15 protein-coding genes are annotated in these 19,083 nt (G+C 61.3%); 8 read left to right on the top strand and 7 right to left on the bottom strand.

The genetic code is table 11. The annotated features are described in order from the left end of the window. Nucleotides 1–130: 130 nt before the first annotated feature. Nucleotides 131–433, top strand: coding sequence for a type II toxin-antitoxin system RelE/ParE family toxin (locus ASD32_RS14270; protein WP_244490171.1), 303 nt, complete (start codon nucleotides 131–133; stop codon nucleotides 431–433). Between the two features lie 33 nt (nucleotides 434–466). Here ASD32_RS14270 and ASD32_RS14265 read toward each other — a convergent pair whose 3' ends face one another. Next, nucleotides 467–2,803 (bottom strand): aminomethyltransferase family protein, encoded by a 2,337-nt coding sequence (locus ASD32_RS14265; RefSeq protein ID WP_244490173.1) that lies wholly within the window; start codon nucleotides 2,801–2,803, stop codon nucleotides 467–469. A gap of 325 nt (nucleotides 2,804–3,128) precedes the next feature. Here ASD32_RS14265 and ASD32_RS14260 point away from each other — a divergent pair, with 325 nt between their 5' ends. Then, nucleotides 3,129–4,916, top strand: a complete 1,788-nt coding sequence (locus ASD32_RS14260) for an APC family permease (protein WP_060638704.1) — start codon at nucleotides 3,129–3,131, stop codon at nucleotides 4,914–4,916. A gap of 168 nt (nucleotides 4,917–5,084) precedes the next feature. Next, complete coding sequence (locus tag ASD32_RS14255; protein ID WP_060638703.1) at nucleotides 5,085–5,741, top strand: sulfite oxidase-like oxidoreductase; 657 nt, start codon at nucleotides 5,085–5,087, stop codon at nucleotides 5,739–5,741. A 30-nt stretch (nucleotides 5,742–5,771) separates the two neighbouring features. Here the strand turns inward: ASD32_RS14255 and ASD32_RS14250 are convergent, their stop codons facing one another. Together ASD32_RS14250 and pcaQ are read right to left on the bottom strand one after the other, a co-directional pair. Next, nucleotides 5,772–7,757 (bottom strand): adenylate/guanylate cyclase domain-containing protein, encoded by a 1,986-nt coding sequence (locus ASD32_RS14250; RefSeq protein WP_060638702.1) that lies wholly within the window; start codon nucleotides 7,755–7,757, stop codon nucleotides 5,772–5,774. 105 nt (nucleotides 7,758–7,862) lie between these two features. Next, complete coding sequence (gene pcaQ, locus ASD32_RS14245; protein WP_060638701.1) at nucleotides 7,863–8,810, bottom strand: pca operon transcription factor PcaQ; 948 nt, start codon at nucleotides 8,808–8,810, stop codon at nucleotides 7,863–7,865. 93 nt (nucleotides 8,811–8,903) lie between these two features. Between pcaQ and pcaD the strand changes: the two genes are divergently transcribed. The 5 genes from pcaD to ASD32_RS14220 are packed head-to-tail and all read left to right on the top strand — an operon-like array spanning nucleotide 8,904 to nucleotide 12,619. Then, on the top strand, nucleotides 8,904–9,716 hold the full coding sequence (pcaD, locus tag ASD32_RS14240; RefSeq protein WP_060638700.1) for a 3-oxoadipate enol-lactonase: 813 nt from the start codon (nucleotides 8,904–8,906) through the stop codon (nucleotides 9,714–9,716). Continuing rightward, on the top strand, nucleotides 9,709–10,113 hold the full coding sequence (gene pcaC, locus ASD32_RS14235) for a 4-carboxymuconolactone decarboxylase (protein WP_060638699.1): 405 nt from the start codon (nucleotides 9,709–9,711) through the stop codon (nucleotides 10,111–10,113). Before pcaD ends, pcaC begins: the two co-directional genes overlap by 8 nt. Nucleotides 10,114–10,124: 11 nt before the next feature. Further along, entirely contained in the window at nucleotides 10,125–10,874 is a 750-nt protein-coding gene (gene pcaH, locus ASD32_RS14230; protein WP_060638698.1) for a protocatechuate 3,4-dioxygenase subunit beta, read from the top strand. Beyond that, complete coding sequence (gene pcaG / locus ASD32_RS14225; RefSeq protein ID WP_060638697.1) at nucleotides 10,874–11,488, top strand: protocatechuate 3,4-dioxygenase subunit alpha; 615 nt, start codon at nucleotides 10,874–10,876, stop codon at nucleotides 11,486–11,488. The genes pcaH and pcaG overlap by 1 nt, the downstream gene beginning before the upstream one ends. A 60-nt stretch (nucleotides 11,489–11,548) precedes the next feature. Then, nucleotides 11,549–12,619, top strand: coding sequence for a 3-carboxy-cis,cis-muconate cycloisomerase (locus ASD32_RS14220; protein WP_060638696.1), 1,071 nt, complete (start codon nucleotides 11,549–11,551; stop codon nucleotides 12,617–12,619). A 190-nt stretch (nucleotides 12,620–12,809) separates the two neighbouring features. Here the strand turns inward: ASD32_RS14220 and ASD32_RS14215 are convergent, their stop codons facing one another. The 4 genes from ASD32_RS14215 to ASD32_RS14200 form a co-directional block, all read right to left on the bottom strand. Beyond that, complete coding sequence (locus ASD32_RS14215) at nucleotides 12,810–14,726, bottom strand: DEAD/DEAH box helicase (protein WP_060638885.1); 1,917 nt, start codon at nucleotides 14,724–14,726, stop codon at nucleotides 12,810–12,812. 264 nt (nucleotides 14,727–14,990) lie between these two features. Further along, complete coding sequence (locus ASD32_RS14210; RefSeq protein WP_156383189.1) at nucleotides 14,991–16,352, bottom strand: TadE/TadG family type IV pilus assembly protein; 1,362 nt, start codon at nucleotides 16,350–16,352, stop codon at nucleotides 14,991–14,993. Between the two features lie 372 nt (nucleotides 16,353–16,724). Next, nucleotides 16,725–18,200, bottom strand: a complete 1,476-nt coding sequence (locus tag ASD32_RS14205; protein WP_060638694.1) for a mannitol dehydrogenase family protein — start codon at nucleotides 18,198–18,200, stop codon at nucleotides 16,725–16,727. Further along, nucleotides 18,197–19,039: an ABC transporter permease subunit gene (locus ASD32_RS14200; protein ID WP_060638693.1), complete on the bottom strand. Its 843-nt coding sequence runs from the start codon at nucleotides 19,037–19,039 to the stop codon at nucleotides 18,197–18,199. Before ASD32_RS14200 ends, ASD32_RS14205 begins: the two co-directional genes overlap by 4 nt. Nucleotides 19,040–19,083 lie beyond the last annotated feature (44 nt).

Raw genomic sequence — 19,083 nt, 5'->3', positions numbered from 1 at the left:
TCAGGCAACCCGAAGGGCCGGATGCTTTTTTGTCAGGAAGAGGGCTTTTGTCTTGAACGTACCGGTCTGGTATGCCCTGCGACAAAAGCCCTCTTCCTGACAAAAAATCCTTCCGGCAGAATGCGTCTCATTGATCGTACGAGGCTCTAGCTACACGCTGACCGAGCGGGCAGAGGATGACCTGCTCGATCTCTTCCTCAACGGTATTGAAATGTTCGGCCTTCTCCAGGCCCGTCGCTGTAAGGACGAGCTGGAACATTGCTTCCAGCTGATTGCATCCCGTCCGCAGATTGGGCGGCTTGCCCCGTCGATTGGCCAGGGTGTGCGGCGGCATGAGCACCAAAGCCACATCATACTTTATGAGCAAGCCGCAGGCACGATCGTTATCCTTGCCGTCGTGCCAGCACGGAGCATCCGTCTGCTCAAACTCTAGAAAACGGTGCCACGGCTCGCCGGCAATGCGCCCTCACGACCGTGGCTTCAGCTTTTGCGGATCGTAATGCGCAAACGGCACGATCCGCCCCGGCAGCCGCTTCTGCTGGCCGTCGAGCTTGCCGATTTCCACCTCGGTGCCGACGTCCGAATGCAGCACATCCATCCGCGCCAGCGCGATCGTCTTCTTCAGCAGCGGCGAGCGTGTCGCGCTGGTGATCACGCCGACCTGTGCCCGGCCCATATGCACGGGGTCACCATGGCCGACGGCGTCATTGGCGTCGATATCGAGCCCGACCAGCTTGTAGCGCGGGTTTTCCTTGCGTTTGATCAGCGCGTCGCGGCCGATGAAATCCTCGGTCTTTGATTTCAGCGGCACGGTGAAGCCGATACCGGCCTCGAACGGGTCGGTCTGGTCGGAAAAGTCATAATGGGCAAAGACCAGTCCCGCCTCGATGCGCACCATGTCAAGCGCCTCCAGCCCCATCGGCTTCAGCCCATGCTTTTGCCCCGCCTCCCAGACGGCATCGAACACGGCAAGCGCGTCCTTCGGATGACAGAAGATTTCGTAGCCGAGTTCGCCGGTATAGCCGGTGCGCGAGACGACGACCGGCGCGCCCTCGAAATGACCGATACGGCCGACGGCAAAACGGAACCATTCAAGTTCCGCGATCGACGGTTGCGATGGTGCCGTCCAGATGATCTCCTTGATGATCTCGCGGCTATTGGGGCCCTGGACGGCGAGATTGTGCATCTGGTCGGTGGAGGAGCGGACCCAAGCCTTGTAGCCCATCTTTTCCGCCTGCTCGCGCAGCCAGATGCCGCTGACATCGTCGCCGCCGATCCAGCGGAAATTGTTCTCGCCCAGCCGGAACACCGTGCCGTCGTCGATCATGCCGCCATTCTCGTAGCACATCGCCGTATAGACCACCTGCCCCGGCGACAGCTTGCGGATATCGCGGGTACAGCAATATTGCAAAAGCGCCTCCGCGTCCGGGCCGGTCACCTCGAATTTGCGCAGCGGCGACAGGTCCATGACCACGGCCCTTTCCCGGCAGGCCCAATATTCCTCGATCGGCCCCTCATTGTTGAAGCGGTTCGGCAACCAGTAGCCGCGATATTCGGTATGATTGCGCGTCAGTGCCGACAGGCGCGGATGAAAGGCGGTTTCCTGGGTCATTTCGGGCTCTGCATCAGGGGTCATTCGGATGGCGACGGCGCGCGAGAATTTTTCCGTGTTCGAGTAGGTGCGGACATGAATGTCGGTCGGGTTCCAGGCATTGGCCGCATCGATATCGTCGGGGCAGGACGAGGAAACGCAGACAAGATCGGTCAGCGCCCGCATCAGCACATAGTCGCCCGGCCGCGACCAGGGCTCGTCGAGATAGAGCTGGTTGTGATGATCGACATTGGTATTGTAGAAATAATTGAGCGCCTCCCAGCCTTTGCGCGGCGCAATGCCATAGGGCGCCAGCGCATGGTTGAAATTATCGGTGCAATTGACGTGCCCCGGATAGCCCATGTCGTCGTAATAGCGCGAATTGCAGGCGGTGGCGAAGGCGTCGTGACGCCCGACCGTATCCTGGACGATCTCCACCAGCGGCTCAAAATCCCGGTCGAACGCCTTGGACGGCAGGCCGGGGGTCGGGTAGCTGCGTCCGAGAAGCGTGCGCGTCACCGTCGCATCGAGTGCCAGATCCAGTCCCTTATCGACCTTGCGGGCCGAAAAAGCCTGGAAATCGGTGCATTGCCGTCCTGACACATCGATGACCTGGATGAATTCGCCCGCCCGCACGAAATAGGCCGATGCCCGCGCCGCCTTGATGCGCAGATCCTGCACGGGATCAGCCATCGGTTCCGGCAGCAAGTCCTCATAGGTCCGCTCGATCTTCGAGCGGGTGACGCGCAGTTCGAGCGCTGTCGCCGTATTTTGCGTCTCCGCATCCATCGGCGGCGCCGGTGCCGCGACAACCAGCAAGCCGTCCAGCGCCATCATCAGATCGGCCGAGGAGCCCGGCGAGGACTTTTCCCCAAACAGGACCAGCGCCTGCGCATCCGCAGGATCGACGTTGCGCCGCCTCAAAGCCGACAGTGTGCGCCGCGCGCTCTCTTCGTCCCGCGCGAGGATTTCCTGCAGCCCGGACGCAGGACGCGAGAACCCGGTGCCAAGACCGGCCGCATTGAACCGCCCTTTTGCATCGATGAAGCTGACCTCGCAAAGCTGGCCACCCTCGATATCCTTGATCGTGATCCGGTCACCGGCCGTGACTTTAACCACAGTCGTTCCACGTCCCTTGACGCGGTAGCGCTCGACGCCTGCAGCAAGTGCTGGCATTCCAGGCCGTAGAATCGTGCTCGGGCGTGGTGGCATCAATGTGCCGGTAAATTGTCCGGAATCGCTCATCTCGGCTCCCGCCCGAAGGCATAGTCGGCTCAGGTGTCTATAAGCACCACTTTATGCACCGGCAATATGGCCAAACTATCCTATGGGAGGCCGTCGAAAGTAAAGAGAGACTTGACCGAGAAGAAAAAAAATTCACTATGAAGATAAGTTGCGGTCGCGAAATTCAAACGGGAACAGGTGGTGACACTGCGAAAACGCAGGCGCCATCCAGCACAGCCGCCGCAGCGAAAACCATCCTAAAGGGGACGCGCGGCATCGCGCTTCAAGACAAAACTGGTCGAGGAGACTGTTTATGGCATCTATCGTTGAGACCGACGGATCGGCCGCTGCGCCCGGCACCGGCCTGATCCGCGCGCTGGACTGGAAAGGGGCATTCTGGGTCGCTGCCGGCGTACCGCCGCTGGTGCTCTTCTCCATCGGCGGCATTGCCGGCACGACCGGCAAGCTCGCCTTCGTGGTCTGGATCATTTCCATGGTGATGGGTTTCCTGCAATCCTTCACTTACGCCGAAATCGCCGGCATGTTCGGCAACAAGTCCGGCGGCGCGTCGATCTATGGCGCCACCGCCTGGCTGCGCTATTCGAAATTCATCGCGCCGCTTTCGGTCTGGTGCAACTGGTTCGCCTGGTCGCCGGTCCTGTCGCTCGGCTGCGCCATTGCGGCAGGCTATATCCTCAACGCCCTCTTCCCCATTCCCGGCGCCAATAGCCCGGCCGTGATGGAATGGATCAACGCCAATATGGCGACGCTCACGGCGGACAGCCCGCGCGTGGCGGAATGGCTGGCCGCCAATGCCGGCAAGGCACCGCAGGACGCAATCTCCGCCCTCCTGTCCAGCGATGCGATCACGGCCTTGACGCCGGCGATCCGCAACTGGTCGCTGATCACCTTCGACATTCCTTTCCTCGCCAAGGCCAACCTCAATGCCACCTTCGTCATCGGCGGCATCCTGATGCTCATCATCTTCGCGATCCAGCATCGCGGCATCCAGGGAACGGCCAGCGTCCAGAAATGGCTCGCCATCATCGTCCTCCTGCCGCTCTTGATCATCGGCCTTTATCCGATCTTCTCCGGCCAGATCGACAGCGCCAATATCACCAATCTCGTTCCGCCCACCGCCGGCTATTCCGGCATTGACGGCGTCTGGAGCAATGGCGGCTGGACGCTGTTCCTCGGCGGCCTCTATATCGCCGCCTGGTCCACCTACGGCTTTGAAACGGCCGTCTGCTATACCCGCGAACTGAAGAACCCGAAGACCGATACGTTCAAGGCCATCTTCTATTCCGGCCTGCTCTGCTGCCTGTTCTTCTTCCTCATCCCCTTTACTTTCCAGGGCGTTCTCGGCCATGCCGGCATGCTCGCACCCGGCATCGTCGATGGAACGGGTGTCGCGGAAGCCTTGGCAAGCCTCGTTCATGGCGGCCGCATCGTCACCCAGATCCTCGTCATCCTGATGATCATGGCGCTGTTCCTGGCCATCATGACCGCCATGGCCGGTTCGTCGCGCACGCTCTACCAGGGCTCCAAGGATGGCTGGCTGCCGAAATATCTCGACCACGTCAACGAGCACGGCGCCCCCACCCGCGCCATGTGGACGGACTTCGCCTTCAACCTCATCCTCCTGGCCATCGCCTCGGATGTCGCCGGCTACTTCTTCGTGCTGGCCGTCTCCAATGTCGGCTATATCATCTTCAACTTTCTCAACCTCAATGCCGGCTGGATCCACCGCATGGATTCCAGCCACATCCAGCGTCCCTGGAAGGCACCGACCTGGCTGATCGGCCTCAACACGGTTCTTGCCTTCGTCAACGCGCTGTTCCTTGGCGCCGGCGCCAAGGTCTGGGGTTATTCCAACGCGCTCTGGGTCGGCTTCATCTTCGCCGCCCTCATCCTGCCGGTCTTTGCCTATCGCCACTATGTGCGCGACGGCGGAAAATTCCCGGCCGGTGCCATGGAAGATCTCGGCCTCGTCGGCCAGGATCTCGGCGTGAAGAAGGCCGGCATCCTGCCCTATGTGGCGCTCGCCGGCGGCCTTGCCGTCGTTCTCGCTGCCAACGCCTATTTCCAGCTGCCCGCCTGATCGGGTTCTGACACAACAACACAAGGCCCGCGCATTGAGGAATGCGCGGGCCTTGTCCGTTCGAAATGCCGATGCCTCACCGTAGTGCTTGACACATGGATCGATTGAAACTGTACTTCCGCTTCGCGATGCCGCCCCCCGGCAGAAAACAACCAGCGAGGTTCGATCATGACCGATGCAGGCCCGGAAACGAAACTGACGGCCTCCAAACGGCGCTGGGCCGAGCAAGGCAAATTCCTCACCGGCCGGATCACCCGTCCGCAAACCGACCGCCTGCCGCCTGGCCAGCATCTGGTCAAGAACTGGCCGGTGCTCGATCTCGGCCAGCAGCCGCTGATCCAGCCATCGGAATGGAGTTTACACATCGTCGGCGGCGTCGAAAATCCCGTCAAACTCGATTGGGACGCGTTCCACCGCCTGCCGCAGAGCAACAAACTGTCCGACATTCATTGCGTGACGACATGGTCGCGCTACGACAATCGCTGGCAGGGTGTCTCGACCCATGATCTGCTCGATCTCGTCATGCCGATGCGCGACGCCAATTTCATCCTGCTGACCAGCTATGACGGCTATACCACCAACCTGCCGCTTGCCGATTTTGCGTCCGAAGACGCCATTCTCGCCACCGCCTGGGAAGGCGAGCCGTTGACGCGCGATCACGGCGGCCCGATGCGCCTGATCGTTCCGCATCTCTATCTCTGGAAAAGCGCCAAATGGCTGCGCCGCATCGAATTCCTGGTGGGCGATCAGGCCGGGTTCTGGGAGAAGAACGGTTATCATATGCTCGGCGATCCCTGGCGCGAGCAGCGGTATTCGGAGGATTAGAGCCTCGTACGATCAATGAGGCTCTAACCGTCAGCTTGGCACCTTTGCCTGCGTCTCCAGACAATCCGCCTGCAAGGCGGGCCGGTCCCTTTCGCTGACAACTTCGAACAGCTGCAGCGCCGTCGCCCGGCCCTTGACCTGCGCCTCGCCGAGCGGGCGAAAGACGATCGCATCGTCGCACAAGGCGACCACGGCGCTGCTGGCCAGAATGGCCGTGCCATAGACCTTGTTCATGCCCTCAAGCCGCGATGCCACATTCACCGTGTCACCCATCGCCGTATATTGCAGCCGGTCGCGGGCGCCGACGCTTCCGACGACCGCCGTGCCGGTATGAATGCCAAACCGGGTGCGCAATTCCGGCAGCCCCCGCGACTTCAGCCCAGCATTGAAAACGTTCAGTTTTCTCTCCACTGCCAGCGCGCAACGGCAGGCATTTTCCGCATGGCGCTCATCGGCAACCGGCGCGTTCCACATGGCAAAAACGGAATCGCCGAGAAACTGGATGATCTCGCCGCCATGGGCGCTGACGGTCTCGTTGAAAATGTCGAAATAGCCCGACAGCAGCGCCACCACCTCTTCGGGCGTCCGCTGCTCGCTCAGCGTGGTGAAATCGTAGATATCGGTAAACCAGGCCGTCACCTCCTGGCGCCGTGCACTCCTGCCCGCAAACTGCCCGGATTCAATGCCCTTTCGCACCAGTTCCTTCGGCACATAGAGCGCGAAGGTGAAGATTGCGTCGCGCGCCCGGTTCATCGCCCGCCCCAGCGTCGATATCTCCGTCACATGCGAGGTGACCTGACTTGGCGCGGTAAAATCGAGATCCTGCAGCCGGTTGGCATTGGCGGTCAGCTGGCTCAGCGACTGTGTAATCAGCCGCGCCATGAACAGCGCCGCCAGCAGGCCGAAAATGACGATGGCGGCAGCAATGGCGAGCCCCTGGTAAAGGTTGCGATTGGCCGCCGCCGTCAACTCGTCCAGGGGTGCCGCCACCACCGTGCGGTGCCCGGCCAGCAACAGCACCGATTTCACCGACGTCGCCAGGATGATATAGGTGCGGCCGTCGATATCGGCGAACCCCACTCCGTTGCCAGCTGGAAGATTGGCCTTGATGCCGGTCAAAAGCGGATCGACCGGTTTTGAAACGTCGAGTTCCCCCTTGTCCTTTCCCGTTGCCATGCGGGCCATCAGCCCGCGATCGGAATGCATGATCGGCTTTCCCGCCGCATCCATCACGAAGGCGACGCTATCGGCGGTCAGGCGTTCGCGCGCCATGAAGTCGGTAATGGTGCCAAGGTCGATATCCGCACCGATGACGATACCGCCATTGCCGGTATGCGCCTGCGAAATGCTCATGCCGAGCGCGCCCGTCGTCACCATCGTATAGGGGCCGATCGCGGCCGGCATCGTGCCGTTGACCGCCGCCTGATACCAGGGCCGCTTCCTCGGATCAAAGCCCGTCGATAGAAGACGCCGCTCCAGGAGCTGGTTGCCGTCCTTGTCGAGGAAGATCAGCCGGTTGCTCCGGTCGCCTGTCTGCTCCGTTTGCATCGAGCGGACGGCAATCGCCGCTGCATCCGGCGCATTCAGCGCTTTGCGCCAGGCGTCTGCTCTCAGGTCCACCGCCTGGATGAATTCGCCATTGGGGTATCCTGCATAAATGCCATCCAGATTGGCGGATTGCGCGATGATCTCGCGCAGCAGCTTGATCTTGTCGTTCATCCGCTCCGGCGGCGGCACCAGGAAGGAATTGGCGATCGACGCGGTAAACCCCACCAGCGCCGTCGTCCGTCCCGAAAGAATGCCGAGCCGGTCGATCAGCCGCTCGGAAAAGGCGCGCATGTCCGCCTCGGCACGGATGAGCGCCGCCTCGCGCGCCCGCACATAACCAAGGCCGATCAGCGTGCCGGACACGGCAATCAGCAGCGCCGCCATGGCAAGCCCCAGAAGCGATCTCAGCGGCTTGGTCCAGACCGCAGGCTGGCCGTTTGCGCCAGGCCCTCCCTTTACATGCGACATGCTTTGCCTCTGACCCAGAATACGCCAATGAAATCCAAAACTTGGAGTTGAACGCAGACTACCAGCCGCAGGTAATTTCGTACAGGCTCCTGGCGCTTCGCTGCGCTACCGGCGCTCGGCAAGGCCGGCTGACGCGGCCGACACCTCGGCCGCAGCCTCACGGATCGTCTGCATCAGGATCGCCAGCGGCATCGAGGGAATGGCATTGGCCCGCATTGTCAGCCCGACCGGCCCCTTCGTCTCGCTGGTATCGATCGGCAAGGCCGCAAGCACCCCATCCTCGATATCGCCCGCCACCACCCCCGCCGAAATGATCCAGATGGCATCGCTTGCGCGCACGAAGGCACGGCCGAAGGAATCGGACACGGTTTCGATCTGGTTGGGCAGGCTGGCAATGCCGTTGGTGATCAGGAACCGTTCGACGAAGGGGCGGATGATCGAGGCGCGCGTCGGCATCAGCACCGGATAGACGCCGAGATTGTCAAACACCGGCTGCTGTGCCAGCAACAGCGGATGGCCGCTGCGCACAGCGAAAACGACCTGCTCGGAATAGAGATGTTCGAAGGAAAACCCTTTCATCTGTTCGGGCGCCGCGAGCCGCCCGACCACCAGATCGAGATCGCCGACCCGCAGCTGCTCCAGAAGCACGGCATTCTCGCCGGTGACGATCTTGATCCGGCTGCCGGTTTCCTCCTTGAGGAAATTCGCCATGGCCTGCGGTATGATCCGGGTCGATACCGTCGGGAGTGCACCGATCCGGACCGGCGGCCCGTCGCCGGAGCGCTCTTGCGACACCGAATCCAGCCCCTGTCTCAACGCTGTCAACGCCGCCCCCGCATGCCGCAGAAAAGCCTCGCCGTACCGGGTGATCTTGATGCCACGCCCATCCCGCTCGAAGACGGAGACGCCCAGCACCTCCTCCAGTTCGCGGATGGTCTTGGTCACCGCCGGTTGGCTGACATGCAAAAGATCGGCCGCCTTCATCACGCTCTTCTGGCGGGCGACCTCGACAAAGGTCTGCAAATGGCGGAATTTCACGCGGGCGTCGATCATAGGAACTCATAACTTGGGGGTTAATGATAGGCAATAAAATGTCATTTTACCGAACCAGATTAAAGTTCCAATCTGCAATCGAGGAGAATTTTCGTGCAATTTGCCCGCATCAACGACGTCACGCTTCACTATCAGGTCATCGGCGCTGCCAATGACAAGCCGGTGCTGGTTTTTGCCAATTCGCTCGGCACGGATTTTCGCATCTGGCGCGACGTGATCGTGCGGTTTGCAGGCGACTTTGCCATGGTTCTCTACGACAAGCGCGGCCACGGCCTCTCCGATGTCGGCGACATGCCCTATTCGATGGACCTGCACGTCGCCGATCTCGCCGGCCTGCTCGACCTCCTGGCCGTCAAGCAGGCGATCATCTGCGGCCTCTCGGTCGGCGGCCTGATCGCGCAGGGTCTTTATGCCGCCCGGCCGGACCTCGTGCGGGCGTTGATCCTTTGCGACACCGCCCACAAGATCGGCACGGCCGATCAGTGGAACGCCCGTATTGCCGCCGTCGATGAGGACGGCATCGCCGGCATGACCGGCAGTATCCTCGAACGCTGGTTCACACCTGCCTTCCGCCGCCCGGAAAACAACGCCCTGCATGGCTATCGCAACATGCTCGCCCGCCAGCCGGCTGCCGGTTATGCCGGCACCTGCGCGGCGATCCGCGATGCGGATTTCACCGAGGCAGCCAAGCATATAGCGGTTCCAACCCTCTGCATCGTCGGCGACCAGGACGGATCGACGCCGCCGGATCTGGTTCTTTCGACTGCCAAACTGATCCCCGGCGCCCGTTACGAAGTCATCAAGGATGCAGGCCACATCCCTTGCGTCGAGCAACCGGAGGCCCTGACTGCCGTGCTCCGCGCCTTTATCGATATCGTCCTGTCTGGAGAAAAAGCCCATGAGTGACGCCGCAGTTCCGACCGAACGTTACCGTCAGGGCCTGGCCACCCGCCGTGCCGTGCTCGGCGACCGTCACGTCGATCGGGCACAATCCGCCACCACCGATTTCGACCAGCCGTTTCAGGAATTGATCACCGAAGCCGCCTGGGGCAATCTCTGGTCGCGGCCGGCCTGGACGAAACGCGAGCGTTCGATCGTCACCATCGCCCTGCTGGCAGCGCTTGGCCATGACGAGGAGGTGGCGATGCATGTGCGCGCCACCGCCAATACCGGCGCCAGCCGCGAGGATATCGGCGAAGCCCTGTTGCATGTGGCGATCTATGCCGGCGTTCCCGCCGCCAACCGCGCGATCAAGATCGCCAAGCAGGTCTTCGAACAGATGGACGCCGAACAGGCGGCATGAGGCGTAACGACATGTCCGATCGTTCCAACACCAAGCCCGAGACCGGCGCTTTCTTCCAGCGCGACCGCGCCTGGCATGCCCCGGCGCTGACGCCGGGCTACAAGACCTCGGTGCTGCGCTCGCCACAAAAGGCGCTGCTGTCGCTGGACGGCACGATCTCCGAGATCACCGGCCCGGTCTTTGGCCATTCCCTGCTCGGCGAACTCGACAACGACCTCATCCACAATTTCGCCAAGCCCGGCGAAAGCGCCATCGGCGAACGCATCATCGTCCATGGCCGCGTGCTGGACGAGCGCGGCCATTCCGTTGCGGGAGCGCTGCTGGAATTCTGGCAGGCCAATGCCGGCGGCCGCTATCGCCATAAAAAGGAAAGCTATCTCGCCGCGCTCGACCCCAATTTTGGCGGGTGCGGCCGCACGATTACCGGTGAGGACGGCACCTACCGCTTCCGCACCGTCCGGCCCGGCGCCTATCCCTGGCCGAACGGCGTCAACGACTGGCGCCCGGCCCATATCCATTTCTCGATCTTCGGCCATGGCTTTGCCCAGCGGCTGATCACGCAGATGTATTTCGAGGGCGATCCGATGATCTGGAAGTGTCCGATCGTCACGACGATCCCGGACAAACGCGCCATCGAACAGCTGATCGCACCGCTCGACTGGGGCAATACCATCCCGATGGACGCGCGCGCCTATAAGTTCGACATCGTCCTGCGCGGCCGACGCTCGACGCTGTTTGAAAACCGGATGGAGGGCAACTGATGGTCCAGGATCTCGGCTACCTGAAGGAATCGCCGTCGCAGACCGCCGGTCCCTACGTCCATATCGGCTGCACGCCGAATTTCGCTGGAATTACCGGCGTCTACGCCACCGATCTCGGCAGTAGCATGGTCAACGGCCGCACGCTCGGCGAACGCATCACGGTGCGCGGGCAGGTGATCGATGGCGCAGGCGCACCGCTCAAAGACGCGCTGGTCGAAATCTGGCAGGCCGACGCTGCAGGGTTCTACAACAGCCCCTCGGAACTGCGCGGCACCGCCGATCCGAATTTTACCGGTTGGGGCCGCTGTCCGACCAGCCCCGACGACGGCATCTTCACCTTCGACACCATCAAGCCCGGCCGCGTCCCCTACAAGGACGGGCGCAAAATGGCGCCGCATATCACAGTCTGGATCGTCGCCCGGGGCATCAATATCGGCCTGCACACCCGCCTGTATTTTGGCGACGAACAGGAAGCCAACGCGGAAGATCCTCTGCTTGCCCGCATCGAACACCGCCAGCGCGCAGCAACTCTTGTCGCGCCGCGCGAAGGATCGGTTTATACATTCGACATCCATCTGCAGGGCGAGAAGGAAACCGTGTTCCTCGATATCTAGAGCCTTGCTCGATCAATGAGGTTTCAAGCAGCGGCCCCCACCCTTTGACCAAGGACAGACATGACCGCTTCGCCCTTCGACCATCCCTATCTCTCAGGCCTTCTCGGCGACACGGAAATCTCCGCGTTCTTCTCGGCGGAAGCGGATATCCGCGCGATGCTGTCCTTCGAGGCAGCGTTAGCGCAAGCGCAGGCGGATCACGCTGTCGTCTCAAAAGAAACGTCTCTTCGCATCGCCGAAGTCTGCGCCACATTTCAACCCGACGTCCTGGCGCTGCGCCACGCAGTGGCGACGGACGGCGTAGTCATCCCCGAACTGGTCCGGCAACTGCGCAAGGCAATCGGCGGTGAAGCGGCAGACAAGGTTCATTTCGGCGCCACCAGCCAGGATGTCATCGACACCAGCCTGATGCTGCGGCTGAAGGCCGCTTCGAATATACTGTCCAAGCGGCTGGCGAACCTTATCGGTTCGTTCGATCACCTGGTGGGCACTGAGGGCGCCAACCGCCTGATGGGCCACACCCGGATGCAGGCCGCCATCCCGATCACCGTCGCTGATCGCATTTGCTCCTGGTCTTCGCCGCTGACCAATTATCGCGACAGGCTGGATCAGCTGCAAAAAACCGCGTTCCCGATCCAATTCGGCGGAGCCGCCGGAACGCTTGAAAAACTGGACGGCAAGGCATCGGCCGTACGATCGGCACTCGCCGAAAGCCTCAAGCTCTCCAACCACCCGCAATGGCATTGTCAGCGCGCAACCATTGCCGACTTCGCCCATCTCCTGTCGCTGATCTCGGGCAGTCTTGGAAAATTCGGCCAGGATATCGCCCTGCTCGCTCAATCCGGCACCGAAATCGAACTTTCCGGTGGTGGCGGCTCCTCAGCCATGCCGCACAAGCAGAACCCGGTCGCGGCGGAAACGCTGGTCGCGCTCGCCCGCTTCAACGCCGTCCAGCTCTCCGGCATTCACCAGTCGATGGTGCATGAACAGGAACGCTCGGGCGCCGCCTGGACGCTCGAATGGATGATACTTCCGCATATGGTCATCGCCTGTGGCGCGAGTTTGCGTTTGGCTGGGGAGTTGACGGGCAAGATCGAGCGGCTTGGCAGCCGAAACAGTGGTCAAGGGTGAGCAGGACAGACATTTTCCAGCGCACGGCCTGCACCTCCACCGCCACCGCTATCCGGGAACAATGGCGGGCACCTTGTCCCGGTAAACGGGCGAAGGATATACGGCAAACTCCGTCATCCCCTCTCCCCGCAAGCGGGGAGAGGGTTAGGGTGAGGGGCAACCGTCCCCACGAAGATTGCGAAAACCCGCCTCAGTTCGTCTTGTTCTTGAACGGCTTGCGCTTGACGCCTTCCGTGCCGGGCTTGTCAAACTTCGGCTTGTCGAACTTCGGCTTGTCAAACTTGGGCTTGTCGAAAGCCGGCTTGCCGGCGGCCTTCTTCGTCCAGGGCTTGCTGTCGGTCTTCTCGGCCGGGCGGTTGTCGGCGGCGAAATCAGGCTTGCCCTCAAACTTGCGCTTCGGCTTGCCGTCGCCCTTGTAGTCCGGCTTGGCCGGATAAGGCTTCTTACCGGCAAAACCGCCGGAAAGGTTCGGCATGCCGTCAAGCTGCGTCACGGTAATGCCCTTTTCGAGCGCCCGCTTCGGGCCGATCGCCTCGACGAAACGGTCAACCCATTCGCGCGCGATCTCGACATAGGTTTCTTCGGTCTGCATCTTGATCGCACCGATTTCCTGCTTGGTGATCTTGCCGATGCGGCACAACATCGGGATCAGCCAGCGCGGCTCGACATTCTGCTTGCGGCCGGCCGAAAGCGAGAACCAGACGCTATCGCCGAAATCGCCACGCGGCGCCCTCGGTTCGCTGCGGTCCGGACGGTCGCCACGGTCGGGGCGGTCACCGGAGGGCGTGTAGGATGGCGTATCCATCAGGTCTTCCGGCGCGGAACGGCCGGCACGGGCCTGGCGCAGGAACGCGGCGGCAACCTGTTCGGCACCGTGCTTTTCCAGCAGTTCGCGGATGAAATCGGCCTCATCGGGCGTGATCGCTTCGGTCAGCGCCGGATCGGCCAGAACCCGCTCGTCATCGCGGCGGCTGACCTCGTCGGCCGAAGGCGGACGGCCCCAATCGGCATTGATATTGGCATCGCGCAGCAGGCGTTCGGCCTTGCGTCGCGCGCTGTTGGGCACGATCAGCGCGCTGACGCCCTTGCGTCCGGCGCGGCCGGTGCGGCCGCTGCGGTGCAGCAGCGTATCGGGATTGGTCGGCAGATCGGCATGGACAACCAGTTCGAGACCCGGCAGATCGATGCCGCGTGCGGCAACGTCGGTGGCGATGCAGACGCGGGCGCGTCCGTCGCGCATCGCCTGCAGCGCATGGGTGCGCTCGTTCTGGCTGAGTTCGCCGGACATCGCAACGACGGAGAAACCGCGGTTGTTGAAACGTGCGGTCAGATGGTTGACGGCAGCGCGCGTCGAGCAGAACACCAGGGCGTTCTTGGCTTCATAGAAGCGCAGAACATTGATGATCGCGTTCTCGCGGTCGGATGGCGCAACGGTCAGCGCCCGGTATTCGATGTCGAGATGCTGCTTCTGCTCGGCCTGCGTGGTGATGCGCACGGCGTCGCGCTGATAACTTTTCGCCAGGTTGGCGATCGAGCGCGGCACGGTTGCCGAAAACATCAGGGTACGGCGTTCGGCCGGCGCTGCCTCGAGGATGAATTCGAGATCTTCGCGGAAACCGAGATCGAGCATCTCGTCGGCCTCGTCGAGAACGACAGCCTTCAGCTTCGTCATATCCAGACCGCTGCGGCGGATATGGTCGCAAAGACGGCCGGGCGTGCCGACGACGATATGGGCGCCGCGATCGAGCGCGCGCCGTTCGCTGCGCATGTCCATGCCCCCAACGCAGGACGCGACAGTCGCGCCGGTCAGTTCATAGAGCCATTCCAGTTCGCGCTTCACCTGCAAGGCCAGTTCGCGGGTCGGTGCAACGGCAAGCGCCAGCGGCGCGCCGGCCTGGCCGAACCGGTCCTTGCCGTCGAGCAGCGTCGAGGCGAGCGCCAGGCCGAAGGCGACGGTCTTGCCCGAGCCGGTCTGTGCCGAGACCAGCGCATCCCTGCCTTCCAGTTCAGGACCCAACACGGCCTTCTGAACCGGCGTCAACTCGGAATAACCGCGCTTGCTCAATGCCTGGGCGATCGCCGGAGCGATGCCGTCTAACTCTACCATATGCTTATCTTTCGGAATTCGGATGTCATGCGCTTCTCGGTCGATGAGTGTAAGCGCAGTCTCCGCAGCCGGCACGTCGCCAGCCAATACATGCGCGCCCTCATACTGCGCTTAACGACAATTGTACAGAGCATCACGATACCGCAGTGCAAAAACGCGCGAAACCGCAAGTCTGTCTGGGCATGGACATGGCAAAACGGCATGCGTCCGTGTTGGACGCATGCCGCTCAGTCTGGAAACAAGAGCGTCAGAGGAAGGCTCGGCTCAACTGGTCAGCCGCGGCGTATGCACCACCTTGTTGAAGAGGATCTTCATCGCCCCCTCCAGGTTCTGCGACGGCGGCACTTCGAAATAGAAGCCGGGAGACGCACATTCCTGCATCTTCGTGCCGATCGTCGTCTGGAACGGCTTGATCCACTGGTTGTACCAGTCATTGTTCGGAAGCGGCAGATAGGTCGTGTAGAGAACCGCGATCTTGATCCCCCGCGCCTTCAAGGCCGTGCAGCTTTTCGTATCGATCGGCTCCTGGCAGCGGCTGCCGCTCAGTTTCGCCGTGCAACCCTTCGGCTTGTAGCTATCGCCGACGCCATCGGAAACGAAGAAGACGAACTTTTCCGGGCTGGTTGCCGTCAGACCAGTGCCGACGGCGGTAATTTCGTCGCCGATCTTCTTCAGCGCATTGTCGAAGTCGGTCTGCTGGTCGTTGTTATAGCCCTGCTTGGGAATGCTCATCAGCTTGATGCCCTCGGCAGTCTTCTTCACCTTGGAGAGATCGCCGGTCAAACCCTCCACCTTGAACAGCTTTGTATCCATCGCGGTCTCACCGAACGTGTAGGTGGCCATGCGGAACTGATCGGGATAGCTTTGCTGGGCCTCGGCTTCCTTGGTCAGTTCCACCACAGCCTTTGCCACCGCATCGATACGGATCGAGATGCCGTTCGCCTTGGCGACGGCATAATTGCTTCCGGTATCGACCACGCCTTTTTCCGAGACGATATGACAGGCGAATGCACAATTCCTTGAGCCGGAATCGGCAACATTCTTCGTCGCCTTGATCATCTTTTCGATATCGGCGGTCGTGGAGGCCACGCCCATCGACGGCGTATTGTCGAGCAGCAGGTAGAAATCCATGAAGGACTCGGATTGAAACACCGCATTGGCGCTGCCTGAAACGGTAATCGAATCCTTGCCGAGAACGCGCAGGAACGAGGTTTTCAAGGTCGCTTGGTAAGTCAGGTTGGCCTTGATGTCCTTGCCAGCCTTGGTGACCTTCACCTGGACAAGATCAAGCTTCACATCCTGGGAGAAGTTGTCCTCGCTGTCAGTCCCATGTTCCTTCGTGGATTTCTTTTTGGCTTCCATTTGGGCATCGAAGAAAAACTTGGCTTCCGCCTCGCTGATCGACACGCGGCCATCATTGGTCATGCCGACGGCCTGCGTGACACCGGCAGATTTTTCCGAAATCGCTGCAAGCACCGCGCCATCGGCCGCAATCTGCAGCCTGGATCTCAGCTCCATCGCACGGCTGAAATCGACAGCCATCCCGGCAGCGCCCAGAATGGGGACGATGGCAATGGCACCCAGGATACCGAAATTACCCGCGCGATCGGAAAAAAACGTCTTCAAAATGCCCACTGCCGTTCCCCTTGTCTGCACCAGAGCCCGCTGGCGTAGAGGTATTCCTCAGGAGTTAGACAGTATTGATGAATCTCTAAATGGAGGTAAAAAGCGGTAGTTAATCGAGTCGTAATGAATCAGAGCATTAGTTTAACGAAAAGCTGGAGAAAACAGCCAATGTTCAATCCGAACGCAAATCTAATGTGTTGCCGACCGTACCAAGACTCAACCAAGTAAAAAGAATACACAGTTCAACAATATACACTAATAGATATACATTAAAGCAATGACACAATCATAGATTTAGTCACTTCTCAATTAGAAGTAACCAAGATCTTTCACTACAATCTTTGAGTCCGTGAATCCAGGGAAACAGCGCGTCTATCCGCGCGCCTCTCGCCAAGCTGAAATTTCTGCCATGGCCCCCGTTGAGAACAGCCGCGACAGGGCATCGACAAGCTTCGCTTTGAACCCTGCATCGCCGCTGAGATCGCCGCCAAACACGTCCGTGAGGCTCAGCAACGCCGCGACGATCTCTTCGGGATCATACAGGCCTTGCGTCATTGCGGCGATGCGCCCGGCCAGAGGATCGCGAACGTCGATCGCCTGTCGCGCCTCATCAAGCCCGCGCGCGTAAACCATCCAGGCGGCAACCCCGAGCACCAGACGGTCATAGGACGCCCCTGCCCGCATGCGGTCGCGGATTGTTGCGAGCAGCCGTTGCGGCAGTTTTTGCGATCCGTCCATGGCGATCTGCCAGGTGCGATGGCGTAGCGACGGATTGTTGAAGCGGGCGATCAGCGCATCGCGATACGCAGGCAGATCAAACCCCGCAAGCGCCGGCAGGGTCGGCGAGACCTCGTCGCGCATCAGCCCTTCGATCAGCGGCTGCATGCCCGGTAGGGCCATGGCCTGCGCCACGGTTTCAGCACCGGCCAGATAGCCAAGATAGGCCAATGTCGAATGGCTGCCGTTGAGAAGCCGCAGCTTCATCGTCTCGAAAGCCGAAACCTCGGGCACGAACACCGCACCCGCCGCCTCCCATTGCGGCCGCCCCAGCGGAAAATCATCCTCGATCACCCATTGCCGGAACGGCTCGGTGACGACAGGCCAGGCGTCCTCGACGCCGAGTGCGACCGCAATCGCAGCGCGGTCACTCTCCGCCGTTGCCGGCACGATCCGGTCGATCATGGTGGATGGGCAGGCGACTCCGGCAACAAAGGCCGCCAGCCCCGGATCGCGCAGGTCCGCAAAGCGGCTGACAACACGTTTCAAGACATCGCCGTTGGAAGGAAGATTGTCGCAGGACAAAAGCGTGAAGGCTTCGATGCCCGCCGCCTGCCTGAGAGCCAGTGCCTCGACGATGAAGCCGATGGCCGATCTCGGTTTTCCCGGATTTTGCAGGTCGTGGAGAACGTCCGGATGGGTATCATCCAGCGCGCCCGTCGCCGGATTGTGGCAATAGCCCTTTTCAGTGACCGTCAAAGACACGATCCGGGTCGCCGGATCGGCCATCCGCACCAGAACAGCCTGTGGGTCCTCCGGCGCAACAAGGGTTTCGACAACGCTGCCGATGATCCGCAGCGTCTCGCCCAAGCCATCCTGAACCTTCAGCGTGTAAAGCCCGTCCTGCGGCTGAAGCGCATCGCGGGTATCGGCACTGCGCAGCGAAACGCCGCAAATCCCCCAGGAGGGATCGCGTGCCAAAACCTCGTCGGTAAACACCGCCTGATGCGCGCGGTGAAAGGCGCCGATGCCCAGATGCACGATCCCGACCGTCACCTCGCCCCGGTCATAGTCCGGTCTTGCGATCGTTTCCGGCAGATGCGGCAGGGTCCCGTTGGATAATCTGGTCATGATGCGGGCTGCTGTTTGGCGCGGGCGACAATCTGCGAGGGATTGACGAATTGCAGGGCAAGGACCAGCCAGAACAGCGTCGTCACCATGTAGATCACCGCCATGGCGTCGATCGACTGCCCGGCCCTGACGCCGGAGGCAAAGACGGCGTAATAGAGCGAAACCACCAGCGTCTGGCTTGTCGGTCCGGCGATGAGAAAGGTCAGCTCGAACATCGCGATCGTGCGCACCAGCACCAGAAGCAGTGCCGCCAGCATGCCGGGCAGCAAAAGCGGCAACAGGATGCGCAGAAACAGGCTGCCGGTCCCGGCCCCGAAGACGCGCGCCGCCGCCTCGATACGCGGATCGATCTGCTCGATGAAGGGAATCATCACCAGAACGACGAAGGGCAGCGAGGGCACGAGATTGATCAGCACGACGCCCCAGAAGGAGCCGCCAAGACCAAGCTGGTAAAGCACCGTCGCCAGCGGAATGCCGTAGGTCAGCGGCGGAATGAGCAAAGGCAGAAGGAACAGCAGCACGACGACGCGCTTGCCCGGAAAATCCCGCCGCGCCAGCGCATAGGCCGTGGTTACCCCAAGCACCCCGGAAATCAGCACCACCGTGAAGACGATCTGGAAGGTCACGAGCACGACGCTCGACAGCTGGAATTCCTTCCAGGCGCTGAAATACCATTTCGTCGTCAGGCCGATCGGCAGCCAGGTGCCGAGCCAGCGCGTGGCAAAGGAATTCACCACCACGGCGGCGATCACGCCGATGAGGTTTAGAATGAACAGGCCGGCAACCGCCCAGACGGCAAAACGCCAGATTTTCGATACGAGGCCCTGATCACGGATCATAGCGGCTTCTCCTGAAAGAATGAGGGATCGGGCGCAGGATGTGT

It is taken from the genome of Rhizobium sp. Root483D2, from assembly GCF_001426685.1.
GTDB lineage: Bacteria > Pseudomonadota > Alphaproteobacteria > Rhizobiales > Rhizobiaceae > Pararhizobium > Pararhizobium qamdonense.
This window is presented reverse-complemented; position numbering and strand designations above follow the sequence as displayed.

What these genes read in the sequence shown, in the direction of transcription:
- ASD32_RS14265 (WP_244490173.1), bottom strand. Translation starts at nt 2,803, where the DNA reads ATGCCACCACGCCCGAGCACGATTCTACGGCCTGGAATGCCAGCACTT.
- ASD32_RS14260 (WP_060638704.1), top strand. Translation starts at nt 3,129, where the DNA reads ATGGCATCTATCGTTGAGACCGACGGATCGGCCGCTGCGCCCGGCACC.
- ASD32_RS14255 (WP_060638703.1), top strand. Translation starts at nt 5,085, where the DNA reads ATGACCGATGCAGGCCCGGAAACGAAACTGACGGCCTCCAAACGGCGC.
- ASD32_RS14250 (WP_060638702.1), bottom strand. Translation starts at nt 7,757, where the DNA reads ATGTCGCATGTAAAGGGAGGGCCTGGCGCAAACGGCCAGCCTGCGGTC.
- pcaQ (WP_060638701.1), bottom strand. Translation starts at nt 8,810, where the DNA reads ATGATCGACGCCCGCGTGAAATTCCGCCATTTGCAGACCTTTGTCGAG.
- pcaC (WP_060638699.1), top strand. Translation starts at nt 9,709, where the DNA reads ATGAGTGACGCCGCAGTTCCGACCGAACGTTACCGTCAGGGCCTGGCC.
- pcaH (WP_060638698.1), top strand. Translation starts at nt 10,125, where the DNA reads ATGTCCGATCGTTCCAACACCAAGCCCGAGACCGGCGCTTTCTTCCAG.
- pcaG (WP_060638697.1), top strand. Translation starts at nt 10,874, where the DNA reads ATGGTCCAGGATCTCGGCTACCTGAAGGAATCGCCGTCGCAGACCGCC.
- ASD32_RS14220 (WP_060638696.1), top strand. Translation starts at nt 11,549, where the DNA reads ATGACCGCTTCGCCCTTCGACCATCCCTATCTCTCAGGCCTTCTCGGC.
- ASD32_RS14215 (WP_060638885.1), bottom strand. Translation starts at nt 14,726, where the DNA reads ATGGTAGAGTTAGACGGCATCGCTCCGGCGATCGCCCAGGCATTGAGC.
- ASD32_RS14205 (WP_060638694.1), bottom strand. Translation starts at nt 18,200, where the DNA reads ATGACCAGATTATCCAACGGGACCCTGCCGCATCTGCCGGAAACGATC.
- ASD32_RS14200 (WP_060638693.1), bottom strand. Translation starts at nt 19,039, where the DNA reads ATGATCCGTGATCAGGGCCTCGTATCGAAAATCTGGCGTTTTGCCGTC.